Source organism: Marinobacter sp. 2_MG-2023, assembly GCF_030546935.1.
Classification (GTDB): Bacteria; Pseudomonadota; Gammaproteobacteria; order Pseudomonadales; family Oleiphilaceae; genus Marinobacter.
This window is the reverse complement of the sequence record NZ_JAUOPH010000003.1, coordinates 150,962-170,009: the sequence shown is the minus strand read 5'-3', so window position 1 is coordinate 170,009 and position 19,048 is coordinate 150,962. Positions and strand designations below refer to the sequence as shown.

16 protein-coding genes are annotated in these 19,048 nt (G+C 54.2%); 8 read left to right on the top strand and 8 right to left on the bottom strand.

Annotation, left to right across the window (positions count from 1 at the left end; translation table 11 throughout):
• Nucleotides 1–96 precede the first annotated feature (96 nt).
• Nucleotides 97–1,542 carry an adenylate/guanylate cyclase domain-containing protein gene (locus Q4501_RS08100; RefSeq protein ID WP_303595719.1) on the top strand — a complete coding sequence of 482 codons (1,446 nt, stop codon included), beginning with the start codon at nucleotides 97–99 and terminating at the stop codon, nucleotides 1,540–1,542.
• On the opposite strand, the gene queF is transcribed toward Q4501_RS08100, so the two are convergent.
• The 3 genes from queF to Q4501_RS08085 are packed head-to-tail and all read right to left on the bottom strand — an operon-like array spanning nucleotide 1,543 to nucleotide 4,135.
• Nucleotides 1,543–2,361: an NADPH-dependent 7-cyano-7-deazaguanine reductase QueF gene (gene queF, locus Q4501_RS08095; protein ID WP_303595718.1), complete on the bottom strand. Its 819-nt coding sequence runs from the start codon at nucleotides 2,359–2,361 to the stop codon at nucleotides 1,543–1,545. It lies immediately after the preceding gene.
• 53 nt (nucleotides 2,362–2,414) lie between these two features.
• Nucleotides 2,415–3,188, bottom strand: a complete 774-nt coding sequence (locus tag Q4501_RS08090) for an ABC transporter permease (RefSeq protein WP_303595717.1) — start codon at nucleotides 3,186–3,188, stop codon at nucleotides 2,415–2,417.
• Nucleotides 3,185–4,135 carry an ABC transporter ATP-binding protein gene (locus tag Q4501_RS08085; RefSeq protein ID WP_303595716.1) on the bottom strand — a complete coding sequence of 317 codons (951 nt, stop codon included), beginning with the start codon at nucleotides 4,133–4,135 and terminating at the stop codon, nucleotides 3,185–3,187. Before Q4501_RS08085 ends, Q4501_RS08090 begins: the two co-directional genes overlap by 4 nt.
• Nucleotides 4,136–4,530: 395 nt before the next feature.
• Between Q4501_RS08085 and Q4501_RS08080 the strand changes: the two genes are divergently transcribed.
• Complete coding sequence (locus Q4501_RS08080; RefSeq protein ID WP_303595715.1) at nucleotides 4,531–5,517, top strand: organic solvent ABC transporter permease; 987 nt, start codon at nucleotides 4,531–4,533, stop codon at nucleotides 5,515–5,517.
• Here Q4501_RS08080 and Q4501_RS08075 read toward each other — a convergent pair.
• From Q4501_RS08075 to Q4501_RS08065, 3 genes are all read right to left on the bottom strand, one after another.
• Nucleotides 5,507–6,817 (bottom strand): HD-GYP domain-containing protein, encoded by a 1,311-nt coding sequence (locus tag Q4501_RS08075; protein WP_303595714.1) that lies wholly within the window; start codon nucleotides 6,815–6,817, stop codon nucleotides 5,507–5,509. The genes Q4501_RS08080 and Q4501_RS08075 overlap by 11 nt on opposite strands.
• A gap of 185 nt (nucleotides 6,818–7,002) precedes the next feature.
• On the bottom strand, nucleotides 7,003–7,614 hold the full coding sequence (locus tag Q4501_RS08070) for a hypothetical protein (protein WP_303595713.1): 612 nt from the start codon (nucleotides 7,612–7,614) through the stop codon (nucleotides 7,003–7,005).
• Between the two features lie 78 nt (nucleotides 7,615–7,692).
• Nucleotides 7,693–7,971 carry a PilZ domain-containing protein gene (locus Q4501_RS08065; protein ID WP_303595712.1) on the bottom strand — a complete coding sequence of 93 codons (279 nt, stop codon included), beginning with the start codon at nucleotides 7,969–7,971 and terminating at the stop codon, nucleotides 7,693–7,695.
• Nucleotides 7,972–8,199: 228 nt separating this feature from the next.
• Here Q4501_RS08065 and Q4501_RS08060 point away from each other — a divergent pair, with 228 nt between their 5' ends.
• Both Q4501_RS08060 and Q4501_RS08055 read left to right on the top strand, forming a co-directional pair.
• Complete coding sequence (locus Q4501_RS08060) at nucleotides 8,200–9,216, top strand: Fe(3+) ABC transporter substrate-binding protein (RefSeq protein ID WP_303595711.1); 1,017 nt, start codon at nucleotides 8,200–8,202, stop codon at nucleotides 9,214–9,216.
• A 155-nt stretch (nucleotides 9,217–9,371) separates the two neighbouring features.
• Entirely contained in the window at nucleotides 9,372–11,060 is a 1,689-nt protein-coding gene (locus Q4501_RS08055; RefSeq protein ID WP_303595710.1) for an iron ABC transporter permease, read from the top strand.
• Nucleotides 11,061–11,074: 14 nt separating this feature from the next.
• Here Q4501_RS08055 and Q4501_RS08050 read toward each other — a convergent pair whose 3' ends face one another.
• Nucleotides 11,075–11,560: a thioesterase domain-containing protein gene (locus Q4501_RS08050; RefSeq protein WP_303595709.1), complete on the bottom strand. Its 486-nt coding sequence runs from the start codon at nucleotides 11,558–11,560 to the stop codon at nucleotides 11,075–11,077.
• A 130-nt stretch (nucleotides 11,561–11,690) separates the two neighbouring features.
• Nucleotides 11,691–13,358 (bottom strand): AMP-binding protein, encoded by a 1,668-nt coding sequence (locus Q4501_RS08045; RefSeq protein ID WP_303595708.1) that lies wholly within the window; start codon nucleotides 13,356–13,358, stop codon nucleotides 11,691–11,693.
• Nucleotides 13,359–13,598: 240 nt separating this feature from the next.
• Here Q4501_RS08045 and Q4501_RS08040 point away from each other — a divergent pair, with 240 nt between their 5' ends.
• From Q4501_RS08040 to Q4501_RS08025, 4 genes are all read left to right on the top strand, one after another.
• Complete coding sequence (locus tag Q4501_RS08040; RefSeq protein WP_303595707.1) at nucleotides 13,599–14,573, top strand: ABC transporter substrate-binding protein; 975 nt, start codon at nucleotides 13,599–13,601, stop codon at nucleotides 14,571–14,573.
• Nucleotides 14,574–14,642: 69 nt separating this feature from the next.
• Nucleotides 14,643–15,545, top strand: a complete 903-nt coding sequence (locus tag Q4501_RS08035) for an ABC transporter permease (protein WP_303595706.1) — start codon at nucleotides 14,643–14,645, stop codon at nucleotides 15,543–15,545.
• Nucleotides 15,546–15,554: 9 nt separating this feature from the next.
• Complete coding sequence (locus Q4501_RS08030; RefSeq protein WP_303595705.1) at nucleotides 15,555–16,349, top strand: ABC transporter ATP-binding protein; 795 nt, start codon at nucleotides 15,555–15,557, stop codon at nucleotides 16,347–16,349.
• Between the two features lie 541 nt (nucleotides 16,350–16,890).
• Nucleotides 16,891–19,029, top strand: coding sequence for an adenosylcobalamin-dependent ribonucleoside-diphosphate reductase (locus Q4501_RS08025; RefSeq protein ID WP_303595703.1), 2,139 nt, complete (start codon nucleotides 16,891–16,893; stop codon nucleotides 19,027–19,029).
• Nucleotides 19,030–19,048: the final 19 nt, after the last annotated feature.

The following is a 19,048-nucleotide window of genomic DNA, read 5'->3' as shown; positions in this document are numbered from 1 at the left end:
AATTGTGGGTTCTACGTAATACTGTTAACCTTTAGTCCTACTCGGCATAAAACAAATAAAATTCTACGGTTCCAGCGCCATGAGTGATCAGCGTACATGATGAGTGCTCCGGCAGATCTGCGCAATGCCAGCATCAGCGCAGGAAAATCTCTGACCTCAGAGGCCCTCAACAGCCCCATAGCTATTCCCCCGATGCCCGATTATAACGGTCGTCTAATTGCCTATACGGCAACGGCTGCCATTATTGTGGTGGGCGTATTGCAGGGGGCGTTCGAGCAATGGCACCTCTGGATGATTGTCGGCGCGCTGGCCTGGCCACATATTGCGCACCAGCTTATCCGGCAAACGTTTTTGAGAAACTCACCCCGCATTCGCCAGAAAATGCTCACGGCGGATTGCGTTATTGGTGGCGGGTTCATAGGTTGTATCGGGCTGGTTGCCATACCCTCGGTCTCGGTGGCATTGATGCTGATGTTCAGCGGTCTGATCATCGGCGGCATACGCCAATTCCTGATTGGCTCGGCCTTTATGGCGGCCTCTATTCTGGTTTTCTTCTTGGTTCTTGGGCCCGCAGACTCCTTCCAGTCCCCCCTGCTCACCAGTATGCTGTCCATCTCGTTGACCGGCTTCTATATCTGCGTCACTGCATTTTATTCGCACCAGCAGGCCCGCGCTCTGATGCTGGCAAAAACTCAGATACAAAACCAGCGCGAACAATCCATAGCGCTGTCCCACAAGCTTTCAAAATACCTTTCTCCTCAGGTCTGGCAGTCTATCTTCACCGGGGAAAGAGACGTTCGCCTTGAAACCCAGCGAAAAAAGCTTGCCGTCTTCTTCTCTGACATAAAAGGCTTTACCGAGCTTTCCGAGGAAATGGAACCGGAAGCACTCACCGAACTTCTCAACCACTACTTCAACGGTATGGCCGAAGTAGCTCTCAGGTACGGCGGCACCATCGACAAATTTGTGGGCGACTCCATTATGGTTTTCTTTGGCGACCCCACCAGCCGCGGCCAGCGGGAAGATGCGTTTGCTTGTGTATCCATGGCAATCGACATGCGCAAACACATGAAGATCATGCGGCAAAAGTGGCGCAGCCAGGGTATAAAAACCCCGCTCGAAATCCGCATGGGTATCAGCACCGGCTACACAACCGTGGGTAACTTCGGGGCTGAAAATCGCATGGATTACACCATTATCGGCAAAGAAGTAAACCTCGCCAGCCGGCTGGAATCCCTTGCAGAGCCGGGTGAAATACTCGTTTCCTACGAAACCTTCTCACTGATCAAAGACCGGATTATGTGCCGTGACAAGGGCGAAATCACCGTTAAGGGCTTCGTTAAACCCGTGCCCATTTACGAAGTTGTAGATTTCCGCAGAGACATGGGCCCGAACCGAAGCTTTATGGAACACGAACACAGTGGTTTCGCAATGTACCTGGATTCCGACAAGATCACCGAACGGGAGCGCCGGAGCATTCTCAGCGCTCTGGAAGATGCCGCAGACCGCCTGCGACAAGAAGAAGATTCAGCCCGGGACTGATTATTGACGAATCAGCCTTGGCCCCACCTGCTCCTCCGGCCCGGTACTACGCCAGGGGTTTATATCAAGCCCCCCACGGCGAGTATAACGGGCACACACAGTCAGGCTCTGCGGCTCGCAGCGATGTAACAGGTCGGTGAACAGCGTCTCTACGCAGTGTTCATGAAAGTCCTGTTTCTGTCGAAAACTCACGATATAGCGTAACAACCCGGCGCGATCGATGGCCGATCCGGTATAGCTGATCAGCACTGTGCCCCAATCCGGCTGGCCGGTCACCGGGCAGTTACTCTTCAGCAAGTGCGAGCATAGATGCTCGGTTACCACAGGCCCGGTTGCTTTCAGTGATTCAGGCGCGTAGTCATAAACCACGTATTCAACTGGCTCGTTATCAATCAGCTCATAGCCCGACGGGCGCCCGACGGCCATATCCGAATCGTCGACGCTCCGAAAGCGCACATTTACCGCTGCGCCACTGGCACTGGATAAATCCGCCGTAATAGTTTCGACAACCTGTTCGGCCGATGAAAACACCGTCTGGTTCAAGGAATTCAGGTACAGCTTGAGAGACTTGGATTCAATAATCGACGGCGCAGCGGCGGGAAACCGGATTTCCGCCCAGGCCAGGTCCGGAATGCCTCCCGGTCGAAGCCATGAGATTTCCCAGGCCTGCCAGAGATCGCCTCCGAACCAGGGCCAGCGCCCATCTTCCAGGCCGATACGGCGTCTATTCTCTGCCCGGGGCACCGGGAAAAGCAGGGCCGGATCATAGCGATCAGGGTACTCGCTGGCTTTGCCCAGCGGTGCGTTATCAAGAGCCATATAATTTCCTGAAATCAGTTCTGAATGCCAGCCTGCAAAAGCTCGCATTCACATCAGTGGCGAATACCTTTCCCTCGCGCCAGTAGTTTAAGCGCAATGAACGTAAGCACGGCGATAAAGGCGAGAATCATACCAAGAGATACAAACGGATTTACATCAGAAACGCCGAGTATGCCGAACCGGAAGCCATTCACCATGTACAGAATCGGGTTAACCATAGAAACACCCTGCCAGAACTCCGGCAGCAGATCGATGCTATAGAACACCCCGCCTAGATACGTCAGCGGTGTCAGAACGAAGGTAGGCACGATTGATACATCATCAAACTTGGTCGCCAGCAATGCATTGATAAAGCCGCCGACGGCGAACAGTGCAGAGGTGAGAAATACGGTTACCACAACCATCGGCAGGTTGTGAATCTCCAGGCGCGTGAACGCCAGCGACAGCAGGGTTACGATAAGGCCTATACCCAGGCCACGTGCCATGCCCCCGGTTACGTAGCCAGCAAGAATCACCCAGTTCGGCACCGGCGATACCAATAGCTCTTCCACGCTTCGCTGGAACTTCATGGAGAAAAAAGACGACACCACGTTCGAGTAGGAGCTGGTAATCACTGCCATCATGATCAGCCCCGGTACGATAAACGCCATATAGTCGAAACCGCCCATGTCACCGATTCTGGAACCAATCAGATTCCCGAAAATGATGAAGTACAACGTCATGGTGACCGCTGGCGGCAGCAGAGTTTGTGCCCAGATGCGGGTAAACCGGCGAATCTCTCTCAATACAATCGTGGTATAAGCGGTGAACAGAGCATTGGCATTCATTTTCCGCCCTCCATTACCGCTTCTTCAGCCGGTTCATTCTGTTCCACCATGCGGATGAACAACTCTTCCAGGCGATTTGCTTTAGTACGCATACTGACTACTTTGATTCCCTGCGCCTCCAACTGAATAAACACATCGTTAAGCACCTGTCCTTTGTGGACATCCACTTCAAGCACACCTTCACCATCCAGCCGGCATGAGAAACCATCCAGTTCCGGGGCACGCTCCAGAGTGGTTTCCGCATCCAGCAGAAAGGTCTCAAGGCTGAGCTGCTGCAGCAATTCCCGTTTGCTGGTATTCCGGACAATGCGACCGTGATCGATAATGGCAATGTTCCGGCAAAGTGCTTCCGCTTCTTCCAGATAGTGCGTGGTCAGAATGATGGTGGTGCCCTGCCGGTTCATTTCCTCAAGAAACGACCACATGGACCGCCTCAGCTCGATATCTACACCAGCCGTAGGTTCATCCAGAATCAGCAGTTTCGGTTCGTGCACCAGCGCGCGGGCAATCATCAGCCTTCGCTTCATGCCACCAGACAGCATCCGCGCTGGCGCATTTCGCTTGTCCCAGAGCCCGAGTTTCTTCAGGTATTTCTCAGCAGAGACAGCTGCTTTTTTCAGGGGTATCCCGTAATAGCCGGCCTGAATGGTGACAATATCAAACACCTTCTCAAACTGATTGAAGTTGAACTCCTGAGGCACAACGCCCAGATGGAGCTTGGCATCCGAGAGGTGGGTATCTATGTCGTAGCCGAACACTTTCACCTTGCCGCCAGACTTGGTAACCAGAGAACACACAATGCCAAGCGTGGTCGATTTCCCGGCGCCATTAGGTCCTAACAATGCAAAGAAATCCCCCTGTGCCACATGTAGGTCGATTCCCTTGAGAGCTTCAAACCCACTGCCGTAGGTTTTGGTTAGCCCCTCAATTTCCAGCGCATTGGTCATAACAGGTTCCGGTTCAAATAAGCAGTGTTGAAGAATCACTCATTCATTGAGGCACGCCCGACTTTTTCAAGGCTGACGCCCATCAGCACCAGCGCCGCGAAATACACAAACTGCGACAGATATCCCGATATAGCCATGGATGGCTCCCTATAATGCGGTTACAACAATTTACAATCGGCCGTCCACAACCGTTCCGCTGGTCCGGCCCGAACTCAGGGAATGCAAGACGAAACATGGCTGTCGCTCACCTCACTCCCCCATTACTGACTCTGCCCCGTGCGTTTCTGATCACACTATTTATCAGTCCACTTCTTTCCGGATGCTTTAGCGGTGACAGTGGCGGCACGAGCAGTGATACGAGCACGGGGAGAATCAATGCCCTGGGAATCAGCGGAATGTCCTATCAAACCGCCAGTCAGACCGGCAGAACAGATGCCAACGGGCAGTTCCTTTACTACCCGGGAGAAACACTCAGCCTCCAGGTCGGCAATCTGCTTATTGCGGAAGGTGTACCTGCTCAGGAGTGGGTAACGCCACTGGAGTTCATTCCGGAAATCAGAACACAGCTTGAGGTCCCATCTGTAGACGACGAAGGCCTCAGCACTCACACCATTACCGAACAACAACTCATTACCCGCATACCTCTAACGAACCTCACCCGCTTTCTCATAGCACTGAACTGGACGGATAACCTACGGGAGAATGAAGGCATAGAGATCCGGGATCGCGTTATCCAACAACTGAATGCAGCGCTGCCCAACCTCACAAGCCCGATCGACTTTACTGTCAGCGAAGCGGAATTCAACGCAACCGGTAATCAGCCGTCGCCTGCAAACCAGCTACTTGCCGCCATCTGTTTCTATCCTGAAGGCGATGAGCTGTGCGAGCAGCCACCCACGGAAGAGGAAATCAACAACGCGCCGGAACGCCCCGAAGATGAAGACGACTGGGCCCCAGACGTTGACTACAAGCAGGATCTGAGCGCCAGAAGGCAGAGAATTCTTGAAGCTGTCCGCTCAATGGATGAGGTTGACGCTGAAGATGCCCGGCTCTATCTCACGCGGGAGTTGAACGCCATCTCAACCACTATTGGAAACCGCTTTTACCTGGATAACCATATAGCCAGGCATCCAGACAGCGACACGAGCATAAAACAGGTGAAAATACGGCGTATACGCGGGGGCCTTGATCTTGCGAACCTGGAAGCCATTACCACCCGCCCGCAAGATGTAGTCTTGCATTCCTTCAGCTGGCAAACAGCAACAGTGGAGTATTACGTGTCAGGACCCACCGACGGCGAGTCCGAAATCGTTACAAGCTTTTTGCCAGAAGATACTTATCGATGGGTGCGCAAAAGCCTCAGGGTTGTTATTACCGACTGATCAGCCGGGAAAGGCTCCAACGCGACTCGCTGCTGGCCACATCGTAACCGGCAGGATCCAGGCCATCGGTTCCGTGAGCAAGGCATTCTTTGATGGCCAGAATTTCTGCTGCCGCCCGGCTTTCATTATACTTTGCCAGGTCAACAACCTTGGCGGCTTTCAAGGGCGCATGGTAACGGTCAGTCATCACCATGACGCGCGGCCACAACCTGCGCTTGGCCGAGGGAGAAACCACAATACCGCGCTGGCCATCTGTCAGTTCAACCAGGCTACCCGTCGGGTAAATCCCGATCGCCTGAATAAAGCTCTCGACCAGATCACCCTGAAACTCAATATTCCTCATATCGTAGAGCAGAGTCACAGCCTTCGCCGGCGTCATAGGCTCAGCAAAGCTCTCCCTCGGTTCGATAAGAGATTCGAAGAACTCAGCAAGCCCGGCTATTTTCGCCAGCAGAGGGATCCTGTCTCCACGCACGCCTTCAGGAAAGCCCGAGCCGTTATGTCGCTCACGATGCCCCTGCACCACGCTCAGTACCGCGCGTGAAAGGCCGCTGTCTTCGAGCATGGCCATACCTTTCTCAACGTAGGTACGGTAGAGCGCATACTCTTCTGGAACCAGCTGCCCTTCTCGGCTAAGTAACTCAGCAGGCAACCTGGTTTTACCAACCTGGGACAACAAACAGCCCAGGCCAAGATGATTCAGCAAACCTTCATTCAACCCCAGCTGGCGCCCGCATACGAGCGCCCACACCGACGTATTCAGAGCATGTCGATATACATGATCATCATGCTGCCGGATGCGGCTCAGCCACAGTAACGCGTCTGGCTGCCGAACTACGCTACTCACCATTTTGCTGATAACCGCAGCAACCGGCCGCAGGTCTTTGATGCCGTCAGTAGCAAAGGCCTGATAAAGGCCATCAAGCGCAACACCAGCGTCTTCCAGCAAACCATTCGACGCTTTCATTTCCCGCTTCAGCGTGGTCACGGTCCGGTAAGTTACAGGCTCTCGTATGCTCAGCGGGGGGAGGTTTAGCTCTTCTCGCCCCTCTCCCCTGCGTCGGCCTTTGGTACCAAAGGCAGGGCGTACAATTTTGGTGAGCTCTACGGAGTCCCGGGTTTCAGCGACGTCTATAGCAACCCACTTACAATGGGAGACCAGTGCGCGGATATCATCCTGGGAACGGATGTGAAAACCCTGAATGGGAAAGGGTGTCTGATGCCACGGGCGATCAAGATCGGACACAAACATGCCAACCTCAAGATCATGTACCGCAATTTTTCTCTGACAGACGCCCACGCTTCGCTCCTGAATGCGCAATTTCGATGAGTACTATTTTTATACGGATCAGCGGAATAGTCCATTACATTTTGATGTTTCAGCGTAACCGCAACAACACAGTCGGTAACGATAATCTTCAGCCCGAAACAATTTGTAGCAATGTGACAGATATCACAGGGCCACCACGAACAGCATCACTCTTATCAATCCGTACTGCAGACCGTGCGGTCAAATTCTGGAGGACGGGCGCTCATGGCCCCGCGCACCGTCTTCCGGCTGTATACAGAGTAAGGCACCGCCGAGGCGCGAATATAATCCACATTCATCGCATCCTTACCTTCACCCTTAACATCGGAAACCGTTTCACAGGAGACCAACAGTTCGAGTTGGCCGGATAGCTCTGCAATGCGTGCCTGTGGATCAGAAGGATTGACGGCCATGCATACATCACCAGAACCAGCCACCTCACCTTCGGGAGCACGCCGGTCATGGCCGCTCAAACCGCAGGCACGAATACCCTGGGCACAAGTACCCGCCTCGGCGTGGCTGTCATCGTACAAATGCCAGTCTCGCTCACTGCACTGGGTTTCAAGGAGAATTGGGGTAGCGCGGTCTGCGAGGAACCACCAGGAGGGGTATTCAGCAGTGTGCCAGGACAAACGGACTGCTCTGGGCGCGCCCCGGGAGTTCTCTGCAGAGAACATGGCGTAATGGGAATAGTAGGTGGCACAGCCAGCTTGCATAAAGAGCAACCCGGCAACAGCGAACAGGAAGGCAATGCCTTTAAAAGGTCGGTAGAGTTTTAGTGCAATCATGAGTCGCTCGTTGATCCTTAACGACAATCTCACTGAGGAAGCCCCATTATCCCTGGGAAAACGTGTCAAAAATGCCTGTCAGTTATCACTCTGATCAAACTGCAAGCCAAAGCCATCGATGGTTTTGCGAACCACAACCATGCTCAGCTCCGGTGCCGGCACGGGTAACCCCTGAACCTGAACTTTTACAGTGTCCCCCAGTTCGGGTGCAAACGGTTCTGTATCCACCACAACGAACACACCACCATCCGATATGTCCCGGGTCGAGAACACAAACTCCCCCTGTTGCTCGTGACTCACTTTTACTTTCGCACTCATCGCTGTTCGAAAGTGCTCTCTGCGGTCATCTACAGCCATCGGCCAGGTTCCAATGTGTGTCTGCGTTACGTAGCAGGTTATTGTATGTTGTTACGAATCATACCATTTAATAATGCATTTCAAAGGATAGCGCCGGTAACAGCATGTATCTCCTAGGTGATATTGACTTGGCAGGAAATACAAATGAGAATGGTTGGCGTTTTAACTCACCTATGATTATTTCGCTCACAGGTGCAAACCCGATCCGAAACATTTAAGGATGGCACTATGCGCATGAAACTGGCTGCAACCGCAGCAATCGCCCTTACCGCTCTGCCCCTCACAGCCTCTGCAGACGGCGACGTTAACATCTACTCCTACCGTCAGGCATACCTTCTTGAGCCACTGTTGAATGCGTTTGAAAAAGAAACCGGCATCAAGAGCAACGTCGTGTTTGCCAAGCAGGGCCTGGCTGAGCGACTGGAACGCGAAGGCCGCAACAGCCCGGCTGATATCGTAATGACCACCGACATCTCACGGCTTAACGACCTGGTTGAACGCGATCTTGTCCAGACCCTGGATAACGATGTACTTGAGGAAAACGTTCCGGAAAACCTGCGCCATCCAGAAGGCAAATGGTTCGGCCTGACAACCCGTGCGCGTATCATCTACACCTCTAAAGAGCGCGTCGAAGAGGGTGAAATCACCACTTACGAGCAACTGGCTGACGACAAGTGGGATAACCGCATCTGTACCCGCAGCGGCAAGCACCCGTATAACATTGCCCTTATCTCTTCCATGATTGCGCATCATGGTGAAGCTGAAACTGAAGAATGGCTGCAAGGTGTCAAAGACAACCTGGCTCGCAAGCCACAAGGCGGCGACCGCGACCAGATCAAGGCGATTGCTGAAGGCGTGTGCGATGTATCCATCGGCAACAGCTACTACTACGGCAACATGCTGAAAGATGATAGCCAGCGCCCCGCAGCTGAAGCCGTCCGCCTGGTATTCCCGAACGCTGATGGCCGCGGCACTCACATCAACATCAGTGGCATCTCGCTGACCAAAAGTGCTCCAAACAAAGACAACGCCATCAAGTTGATGGAGTTTCTGTCGTCTCCGGAAGCACAGAACATCTACGCCACAGCGAATACTGAATACCCTGCAAACCCGAACGTAACGCCCACAGGGCTGGTTGCAGAGTGGGGTGAGGTCCACCCAGACAGCTTGTCACTGCAGGTTATTGCAGAAAACCGCAACGCAGCAGTCAAACTGGTTGACCGTGTAGACTACGACGGCGAATAAATGCCTGAGCGAGGGCGGCTTGGCCGCCCTCTTATTCACCTTTAATCAACCCACTAAACTTTTAGCCAATCAACCTCGTTACTGATTCCGGTCATTGCAGCGGCTAATTGAGCTGACTACAATCGTCCCCCCTTTAACTCAATAACAGGATCCACATGAGCGAGGCTGCGACCAGCGTTAACCCCGGGCTTACCCCGCCCCTGCTGGCAAAGCGTACCTCCCGCCGCTGGATGATCAGCGCACTACTCACGACAGCCATAGTCGCGCTACCCGTCCTGTCCGTTATTGTTCTGGCCTTTTTTCCTGAAGAAAACATCTGGCCACACCTGATAGATACCACCTTGCCCCGTTACCTGGTCACCACCATCAAGCTGATGATCGGTGTCGGCATTATTACTCTGGCCATCGGCCTGTCTTCAGCCTGGGCCGTCACCATGTGTGAGTTCCCCGGGCGCAAGTTCTTTGAGTGGGCCATGCTGCTGCCTTTTGCTGTGCCGGCGTACGTAATTGCCTATGTGTACACCAGCCTTCTGGATTACGCAGGCCCGGTCCAGGGCGCTCTTAGAGACTGGTTTGGCTGGGCCAACGCTTCCGAATACTGGTTCCCCGAGATCCGTAGCCTGGAAGGCGCCACGCTGATGCTTGGCCTTGTACTCTATCCTTATGTATATCTTCTCGCTCGCGCCGCATTCCTGGACCAGTCACCTTCCCTGTTTGCCGTCAGCCGCAGCCTTGGCCATTCAGCACTCAGCACCTTTTTCAAAGTGGTTCTGCCCATTGCCCGCCCGGCCGTTGCCGTTGGTCTCTCGCTGGCGCTGATGGAAACCCTGAATGACTTTGGCACGGTCGACTTTTTTGCCGTCCAAACCCTTACCGCCGGCCTGTTCGATACCTGGATGAATCTCGGCAATCTCGGCGGTGCGGCTCAGATAGCCACAACCATGCTCATATTTGTTGTTATTCTGGTTACACTGGAGCGTTACTCCCGACAGCGCCAGCAGCAATTCGCCGCCAGAGACAACCGGGATCCGATCCGCCGCTTTACCATGTCCTTCCCACGCCAACTGATTTGCGTTGCCGTTTGCGCGGTACCGGTAGTATTCGGTTTCGTTATCCCCGGCGTCACACTGGGCGTTTATGCCTGGGAATATTTTGACGAGAGCTGGAACCCTGCATTTCTGCACAACACCCTTAACAGCCTGTTCCTCTCAGGCACTGCGGCTCTGACCACTCTATTGATCGGCATCACCCTCGCGTACAGCCGCAGGTTGCACAACACTCGCGGCATGCAGGTGCTCATGCGCCTCTCAAGTCTGGGTTACGCCATGCCAGGCGCCGTGCTTGCAGTTGGTGTTATTGTGCCCCTGGCAGGGTTTGATAACTGGCTGGACAACCTGATGCGAGATTTCTTTGGCGTCAGCACCGGCCTGCTGCTCAGCGGCTCGGCTTTCGCCATTGTATTTGCCTACACAGTGAGGTTCCTGGCCGTGTCTGCCGGAAGTGTGGAGAGCGCGCTGCAGAAAGTTACCCCAAGCATGGATATGGCATCCCGCTCACTGGGCAACAGCCCGGGCAAGACACTCGTGAAGGTGCACCTGCCCATGCTTCGTGGAACACTGATTACTGCCGCGCTGGTGGTTTTCGTGGATTGCATGAAAGAGTTGCCGGCCACGCTCATCCTTCGGCCTTTCAACTTTGAGACCCTGGCTACCTACGTGTACCAGTTTGCCTCAGACGAGCGCCTGTATCACAGCGCTCTGCCAGCGCTCATTATCGTGTTGGCGGGAATCATACCGATCATTCTGATGAGCCGTTCCATATCCAACACCCGCTCTATGGCCTGACAGACCCCACAAAACTAAGGCATCATCCTTGAGCGGGCGTCCTGCACTACAAACCGGCCCTGAAACACAGCAACCGGATCGCCTTGCGGCATGGTGTTGGGCGTTCCACAGAACACCTCGGTGGTCAAATCCAGCCGTCCCTTACCGTGCCTGGCAAGACTCTTTCTGAAGCGTTCGGGAATCTCATCCCCCGGCAGGCGGCAAATCGCGTAAAAATCCGAATTCACGGGATCAAGATAGTCGATACTACCTGTCTGAACGACGACCTTGCCTCTCAACCCAAGATCGCCAAGTGCAAGCTCGGTGACACCCCAGGCAGCCGTTACCGCAACCGAATAGACGCTTCCGCCAAAGCCAGTACCTTGATGATTGAGATTGGGCGCAAGCGGTGCACTTAACAACAGGGCGCTGCCGTCCCACGAGTGCAATTCAATTCCCAGCGCGCGAGAAAGGGGAATTTCCTCATGAATGCGCCTTTGAAATGCCGAAAGCTGAGTCATAAACTCCTCCTGATATCCATTAATTTTAGGCGCGCCACCCGCTTTCCCCAATGCGACTAACGTCGGTTCTGAAACGAACCAAGCCCGGCGAAGCCGGGCCTGGTCATAAATACGAGGATCAGACTATACCTTACTGCCAGATCACCTTCTGGCGCCGCGCATACCAATCATTCACCCTGTCCTCGTAGGCGTCTTCCACCACGTTACGCTTCAGCTTCATCGTCGGCGTCAGAAAGCTGTTCTCAATCGTCCACTCGTCACTGACTATTGTTACAAAGGCCAGCTGCTCGTGAGGGTCTACTGTTTTGTTTACCTTGGTCAAAAGCTCTGCAAAACTCTCCTCAAGCTCCTTCCTGAAGTGCTCATCCGCCATTTTCGGGCGAATTCCCTCAGCCAGCTGAATAATAGCAAAAGGCTGAGTCTGGTTGGCGCCGGAAACACAAACCATCTCAATGGACTGATGCGCCATCAAACGATTCTCAATCGGCGCGGGAGCAATATACTTACCCTTGCTGGACTTGAAAATCTCCTTCATCCGGCCCGTGATCTTGAGGCGACCCAGTTCGTCAATTTCGCCTTTGTCGCCGGTTTTCAGGAAGCCATCGTCGGTAAAGGTTTCCCTGGTTTTTTCTTCATCCTTGTAATAACCCACCATGGTGGCCGGGCTCTTTATCAGGATCTCGCCCTCAGGGCTGATTTTTGTTTCCACCCCAGGCATGCACTCGCCCACATAGCCAGTACGGGAACGCCCGGGCTTATTAATGTGAGAATAGGCGAAGTTCTCAGACATACCGTAGCCTTCAAGCAATTCAAGGCCAAGGTTGCGATACCAGTCGAGCACGTCGCTGGCCAGCGGCGCAGAGCCACTTCCTGCCAGCTTGACCTTGTCCAGGCCAAGGCCTTTGAGGATCTTTTTCTTGATCAGGCCACTCACCACCGGAATCTTCAGTAATGTCTCAAGTTTCTTCGGCGGCAACTTCTGGAGAACACCCTGCTGGAATTTAACCCACAGCCTGGGCACCGAGAGGAACAGCGTTGGTTGCGCGCGTTTCATATCCTCAACAAAGGTATCAAGGGATTCCGCAAAGAACAGGTGAAAGCCGGCGTACAAAGAAGCCAGCTCAACAAAGGTGCGCTCAAATACATGAGCCAATGGCAGGTAGGACAACATGCGCTCATCAGGGCCTACCTGCAGCACCTCCATACCACCAGCGGCCGCGAAAGCCATATTGCGGAAGCTGAGCATGACGCCTTTAGGCCTGCCGGTACTGCCCGAGGTATAAACTATGGTCGCCAGATCGTCCGCATCGCGGTGAACTTTCTCCTCCAGCGGCTGGAACCTGGCTACAATATCATCCCAGGTTTCAAAATCATTGGGCGGACTGAGCGGGAAAGAAATACAGCGCACAGATTCCGGGACCCCGGGCTTCATCATATCCCAGTCGTCCAGTTTGCCAACGAACAGAACCTCACATTCTGCATGGCCCAGCACGTAATTGACGGTGTCGGCATTCAGCGTTGGGTATAGCGGTACGGAAATATGGCCCGCCATCCAGATAGCCCAGTCTGTCATTATCCAATGAGCGCAGTTTTTGGAGATCAGGCCAATCCGGCTTTTTTCCGGGAGATTAAGTGACTTGAGGTAAGACGCCATGCGCCGGGCTTCATCAACCGCCCTGCTCCACGTGTACTCCACTACTTTGCCCCCGCCAACAGGCTGGGTCATATACAGAGAGTTGGCCTTGGCACTCTCCCAGTGGTACACCATGTCCAGTGGAAGTTTGGTTGTTGTATCCATGGATATTCCTTGCTTTCGTTATTTGAATTATCAGCACATTATTTAGACTTTAGTAGGGTATTTCAACACATTATAGCCAATGAAAGCGTGACTCAGGCCGACCACTCAGAAACTCCCTCACCGGAATATCCTGCCAGGTCAACTTCACGTTAACATGCGCTACCACCAAGGGTGCACGGCTGTGATAAACTCCGGCACCTTATCACTGCAATTACCGCAACAGACCTCGGAGATGGGCATATGGCCAAGCAAACCCTGCGCACCCTGTTGGGCGCCTCATTAATGGCACTGGCAAGCATTACACAGGCAGCAGAGCCTCGCGTTGTCGCCATTACGCAGATTGTGGAACACCCTGCGCTCGACGCCGTCTACCAGGGCGTAAAAGATGAGCTCGCAGAACGGGGCTATACAGAAGGTGACAACCTGACTGTCATGCATGAAAGCGCCCAGGGCAATTCCGCCATCGCCTCCCAGATTGCCCGCAAGTTTATCGGTGACAGTCCCGACGTGATCGTGGCCATCGCAACGCCTTCTGCACAAACTGTTGCTGCAGCCGCGCGCAATATCCCGGTCGTATTTGCTGCCGTAACCGACCCGGTTGGCGCAAAACTGGTGAAGGATGCAGAGGCTCCGGGTGCAAACATTACCGGCGTTAGCGACATGCTCCCCATCGATAAACACCTCGACATGCTGCTACGCATGGTGCCGGACGCCAAAAACATTGGCACTGTCTATAACCCCGGGGAAGCCAACGCAGTATCCTTGATTGAATTGCTTGATGAACGCCTGCAAGCCCGCGGCCTGACACTTGTTAAAGGTGCAGCCACCAAAACCTCCGAAGTTCTTGGCGCCGCCCGCTCGCTCGTAGGTAAAGTTGATGCTATCTACCTGACAACCGACAATACGGTCATCAGCGCCGCAGAAGCGGTTATCTCTGTAGGCGAGCGTGCAAAAATCCCGGTATTTGCAGCCGACACCGCGACCGTTGATCGTGGCGCCGTTGCCGCACTGGGCTTTGACTACTACGATCACGGCCGCCAGGCCGGTGTTATGGTTGCACGCATCCTTGAAGGTGAGAAGCCGGGCGACATGCCGGTAGAAACCATGGAAAAGCTTGACCTGTTTGTTAACCCGGAAGCCGGCGAACGCATGGGCATCACTATTGCTGATGATGTAATCGCCGAAGCTAAAGAAGTGGTCAAGAGCGACAAGTAACGCCATACCTACACGGGCGGCCTCTCTATCCGGAGCCCGCCCGTTTTTCTTTTACGGTGAATATCCCCCATGCTCAGTAACATTGCATTTTACGGCGCACTTGAGACAGGCCTTATTTACGGCCTGGTGGCCTTCGGCATCTATCTCTCTTTTCGCGTACTCGACTTCCCCGACCTGACCGTTGACGGCAGCTTTCCCCTGGGTGCTGCCGTTGCCGCCGTGCTTATCATCGAAGGCTGGAACCCATGGCTGGCAACCGGTTGCGCAGTGCTCGCCGGCATGGCCGCGGGTGCCGTAACCGCCATTCTCAACGTCAAGCTGAACATTCTTAACCTGTTAGCCTCCATCCTCACGATGATCGCCCTGTATTCCGTCAACCTCCGGGTAATGGGCCGACCGAACATCGCCCTGCTGGGAGAGGACACCGTGCTCACCCCCTGGTACTCATTGGGTCTTGAATACCATCAGGTGCCGGTGTTGCTGTTCGTGATTGTGATCTTCATTTCCCTGATATTGCTTTGGCGCTTCATGAAATCGGAAACCGGTCTCGCCATGCGTGCAACCGGTGCCAACGCAAGAATGGCCCGCGCCCAGGGCATTGCGACCGGTACCATGATCATTCTCGGTGTTGCAGTATCGAACGGACTGGTTGGTCTCGCCGGCGCACTGTTTGCACAGAGCCAGGGCGCTGCCGACGTAACCATGGGCGTTGGCGTGATTGTTATCGGCCTGGCATCGCTGATTGGTGGTGAAGCCGTGATCACACCGTCAACAGTTGTGCGCGCTCTTATCGCCTGCGTGGTTGGCGCCATTATCTATCGCCTGGCCATTGCCTTCGCCCTGAACGCAGATTTTCTCGGACTGCAAGCACAGGACCTGAACCTGATAACCGCCGTTCTGGTTACCCTGGCCATTGTATTGCCCGGCATCCGCACGTCTGTGGCGAGCAAACTCACCCGCAAGAAAGCCTGAGGAGGCACTATGATCAGCGCAACCGATCTGCGGCTTACCTTTGGTAAAGGCACACCGCTGGAAAACCCCGCTCTTCGGGGCATGAGCCTTACGGTTAATCAGGGCGAATTTGTTACCGTGATTGGCAGTAACGGTGCCGGCAAGTCCACGTTCCTGAACGCTCTGGCGGGCGAAGTTATCGTGGATAGCGGCACCATTGTTGTCGATAACCTCAACGTGACCAAACTGCCCACCCACAAACGGGCAGGCCGCGTGGCTCGTGTCTTCCAGGACCCGCTCGCCGGAACCTGCGAAGGCCTGAGCATCGAGGAAAACCTGTCGCTTGCCATCAAGCGCGGCCAGCGCCGTAGCCTTGGTACAGCCGTAAAGAAGCAGTACATGGAACAGTTCCGGGAAAGCCTCTCTTCACTGAACCTGGGGCTTGAGAACCGGCTCGGCGATAAAATGGGCCTGCTCTCCGGTGGGCAGCGCCAGGCAGTGAGTTTGCTGATGGCAAGTCTGACTCCCTCCGCCATTCTGCTGCTCGACGAGCACACCGCAGCGCTGGACCCCAAAACGGCCGCTTTTGTGCTGGAGCTCACCACGAAAATCATCGAAGAGCAGAAACTGACCGCTCTGATGGTAACCCACAGCATGAAACAGGCGCTGGAAGTAGGCACCCGAACCGTCATGCTGCACCAGGGCCAGGTGGTGTTCGATATTGCCGGCAAGGACCGCGAAGGTCTGGAAGTGAAAGATCTTCTGGAGCTGTTCGAAACCCAACGCGGGCTTTCCGTGGATGACGACAGCCTGCTTCTTGGTTAATGGTGAAGCGGGAGCCAGGCTCCCGCTTCTTTTTCTGCCTCTACAAAACCACTGATAACCGCCCTCTTCTGCACGATTTTCGTGCGTTTTTCAATCACAACATATAGTAATTCCCAGCTATCCAGCCCAAGCGGCGGATTTACTGGCGTTTTCCCTCTTGCAAGCCCTTAGCCCATTGAATTTCTTTGCGAGAAGTCGCTTATCAATAGTTCTGGTTAAATTCACAAAACACTATATCCTGTTATACTCTCAAAAAATAAGCCCATATATAGGGCCAACGACTTCACAGCTCACCTGCAGACAGGCAGGTGCACTAGCTGAAAAAAGCCGCGTAGGCAACCACAATCAGAGCGTAATGAGAGCGCGATCACCGGGAAATACAGCCTGCCCCGGCTTTACAAGCGCACAAGATATAGTGGTTTGCGAAGAAACTTGAAAAACAAGGGCAACTACGCAGGTTTTTGCAACGTTTTACAGAGATATGGCACCGTTAAAAGTGCCATCAACAGACAACAGACATACTTGAAAATCGAGGGTGGCAATGAACGCTAAGGCAGAGGCAGTAGTTACAACGATTCCGATGCAGGAAACTTCGCTAGACATCTGGACCAGCAAGTACCAGCTAAAAACCAAGACCGGCGAAGCGGTAGACAAGGACATCAACGCCACCTACCAGCGGGTTGCAACTGCCTTGGCGCAGGTTGAAAACAAATCTGTGCGCGCAGAGCACATGAAAAATTTCCTTTGGGCACTCAAACACGGGGCCATCCCCGCCGGCCGCATTACCTCCAATGCCGGTGCCGAAGCGCACAAGCCTGCAACCTCTACCATCAACTGCACCGTATCCGGTTCTGTTCAGGACTCCATGAACGACATCCTGGAGAAAAACCACGAAGCAGGCCTCACCCTCAAGGCTGGCTGTGGTATCGGTTATGAGTTCTCCACCCTGCGCCCGAAAGGTGCCTACGTTGCCGGCGCTGGTGCCACCACATCCGGCCCGCTGTCGTTCATGGATATCTTCGACCGCATGTGCTTCACCGTATCCTCTGCCGGTGGCCGTCGCGGTGCCCAAATGGCCACCTTTGATGTTCACCACCCGGACATCATCGATTTCATCCAGGCCAAGCGTGAAGATGGCCGCCTGCGCCAGTTCAACCTTTCCCTGCTGATCACGGAAGATTTCATCGAAGCCGTTCGTAACGACAGCGACTGGCACCTGTCTTTCCCGGTTACCGACAAAGAAGTCAAAGAAGAAGGCCTGGACCTGGCCGACCCCAGCCAGTTCGTATATCGCGACTTCCCGATACTCGATGGCTACGTGGTTAACGAAGAAGGCAAGGTGGCGTGCCGTATCTACCGCACCCTGAAAGCCCAGTTCATCTGGGACACCATCATGACCTCCACCTACGATTACGCAGAGCCTGGCTTCATCCTGATCGACAAGGTCAACCAGATGAACAACAACTGGTTCTGTGAAGACATCCGCGCCACAAACCCCTGTGGCGAGCAGCCCCTGCCCCCTTACGGCAGCTGCCTGCTGGGCTCTGTGAACCTGACCAAGTTTGTGGATTACCCGTTCACCGAGAAAGCCAGCTTCAACTACGAAAAGTATCGCAAGGTAGTGGGTATCTTCACCCGCATGCTGGACAACGTAGTAGAAATCAACGGCCTGCCCCTGGCCGAGCAGCGCCACGAAATCACCAACAAGCGCCGCCACGGCATGGGCATTCTGGGCCTGGGCTCAACCCTTGCCATGCTGCGCATGCCTTACGGATCTGAAGAGTCCGTACAGTTCACCGAAGACGTTGTTCGCGAAATGGCCGTGGAAGGCTGGCGCCAGTCACTTTCTCTGGCAGAAGAGAAAGGCGCGGCGCCAATCATGGACGAAGACTTCGAAATCACCCCGAAAATGATGGGCAAATGCCCGCAGCTGCAGAACGATGGCTACAAACTCGGCGACAAGCTCAAAGGCCGTGTACTGCACGCCAAATACAGCCGCTACATGCAGGAAATTGCCAAGGTAGAACCCGAACTGGTTGAACAGCTGGCAGAGAAAGGTGGCCGCTTTACCCACCACACTTCTATCGCACCAACCGGCACCATCAGCCTGTCGCTGGCCAACAACGCCAGTAACGGCATCGAGCCAAGCTTCTCGCACCATTACGCCCGCAACGTAATCCGCGAAGGCCGTAAAACCAAAGAAAAAGTCGACGTGTTCTCCTTCGAGCTGCTGGCCTACCGCCACCTGGTCAACCCGGGTGCTATGCCCTTCTCAGACGAAGAAGACAAAAAACTGCCCAGCTACTTCACCACCTCTGATGACGTAAGCCCGGCGCAGCACGTAGACATCCAGGCCGCCGCACAAAAGTGGGTAGATTCCTCGATCTCCAAAACCGCGAACGTACCAACCGATTTCGCCTATCAGGAGTTCAAAAACATCTACCTCTATGCCTACGACAAAGGCCTGAAAGGTTGCACCACCTTCCGCTTTAACCCGGAAGCCTTCCAGGGCGTGCTGGTAAAAGAGAAAGACCTTGAAAACACCCTCTACGAGTTCACCCTCGACGACGGCAGCAAGGTGAACCTGAAGGGCAACGAACAGGTAGAGTACGACGGCGAAATCCACACCGCCGCCAACCTGTTTGACGCGCTTAAAGAAGGCACCTACGGAAAGTATTGATCCGGAACACCGACACAGG

Excerpts from the sequence above, each read along its gene's own strand:
- Q4501_RS08080 (WP_303595715.1), top strand. The coding sequence starts at position 4,531 with ATGTCCTATCAAACCGCCAGTCAGACCGGCAGAACAGATGCCAACGGG.
- Q4501_RS08055 (WP_303595710.1), top strand. The coding sequence starts at position 9,372 with ATGAGCGAGGCTGCGACCAGCGTTAACCCCGGGCTTACCCCGCCCCTG.
- Q4501_RS08070 (WP_303595713.1), bottom strand. The coding sequence starts at position 7,614 with ATGATTGCACTAAAACTCTACCGACCTTTTAAAGGCATTGCCTTCCTG.
- Q4501_RS08060 (WP_303595711.1), top strand. The coding sequence starts at position 8,200 with ATGCGCATGAAACTGGCTGCAACCGCAGCAATCGCCCTTACCGCTCTG.
- queF (WP_303595718.1), bottom strand. The coding sequence starts at position 2,361 with ATGGCTCTTGATAACGCACCGCTGGGCAAAGCCAGCGAGTACCCTGAT.
- Q4501_RS08100 (WP_303595719.1), top strand. The coding sequence starts at position 97 with ATGATGAGTGCTCCGGCAGATCTGCGCAATGCCAGCATCAGCGCAGGA.
- Q4501_RS08050 (WP_303595709.1), bottom strand. The coding sequence starts at position 11,560 with ATGACTCAGCTTTCGGCATTTCAAAGGCGCATTCATGAGGAAATTCCC.
- Q4501_RS08040 (WP_303595707.1), top strand. The coding sequence starts at position 13,599 with ATGGCCAAGCAAACCCTGCGCACCCTGTTGGGCGCCTCATTAATGGCA.
- Q4501_RS08025 (WP_303595703.1), top strand. The coding sequence starts at position 16,891 with ATGAACGCTAAGGCAGAGGCAGTAGTTACAACGATTCCGATGCAGGAA.
- Q4501_RS08035 (WP_303595706.1), top strand. The coding sequence starts at position 14,643 with ATGCTCAGTAACATTGCATTTTACGGCGCACTTGAGACAGGCCTTATT.
- Q4501_RS08065 (WP_303595712.1), bottom strand. The coding sequence starts at position 7,971 with ATGGCTGTAGATGACCGCAGAGAGCACTTTCGAACAGCGATGAGTGCG.
- Q4501_RS08030 (WP_303595705.1), top strand. The coding sequence starts at position 15,555 with ATGATCAGCGCAACCGATCTGCGGCTTACCTTTGGTAAAGGCACACCG.
- Q4501_RS08085 (WP_303595716.1), bottom strand. The coding sequence starts at position 4,135 with ATGACCAATGCGCTGGAAATTGAGGGGCTAACCAAAACCTACGGCAGT.
- Q4501_RS08045 (WP_303595708.1), bottom strand. The coding sequence starts at position 13,358 with ATGGATACAACAACCAAACTTCCACTGGACATGGTGTACCACTGGGAG.
- Q4501_RS08090 (WP_303595717.1), bottom strand. The coding sequence starts at position 3,188 with ATGAATGCCAATGCTCTGTTCACCGCTTATACCACGATTGTATTGAGA.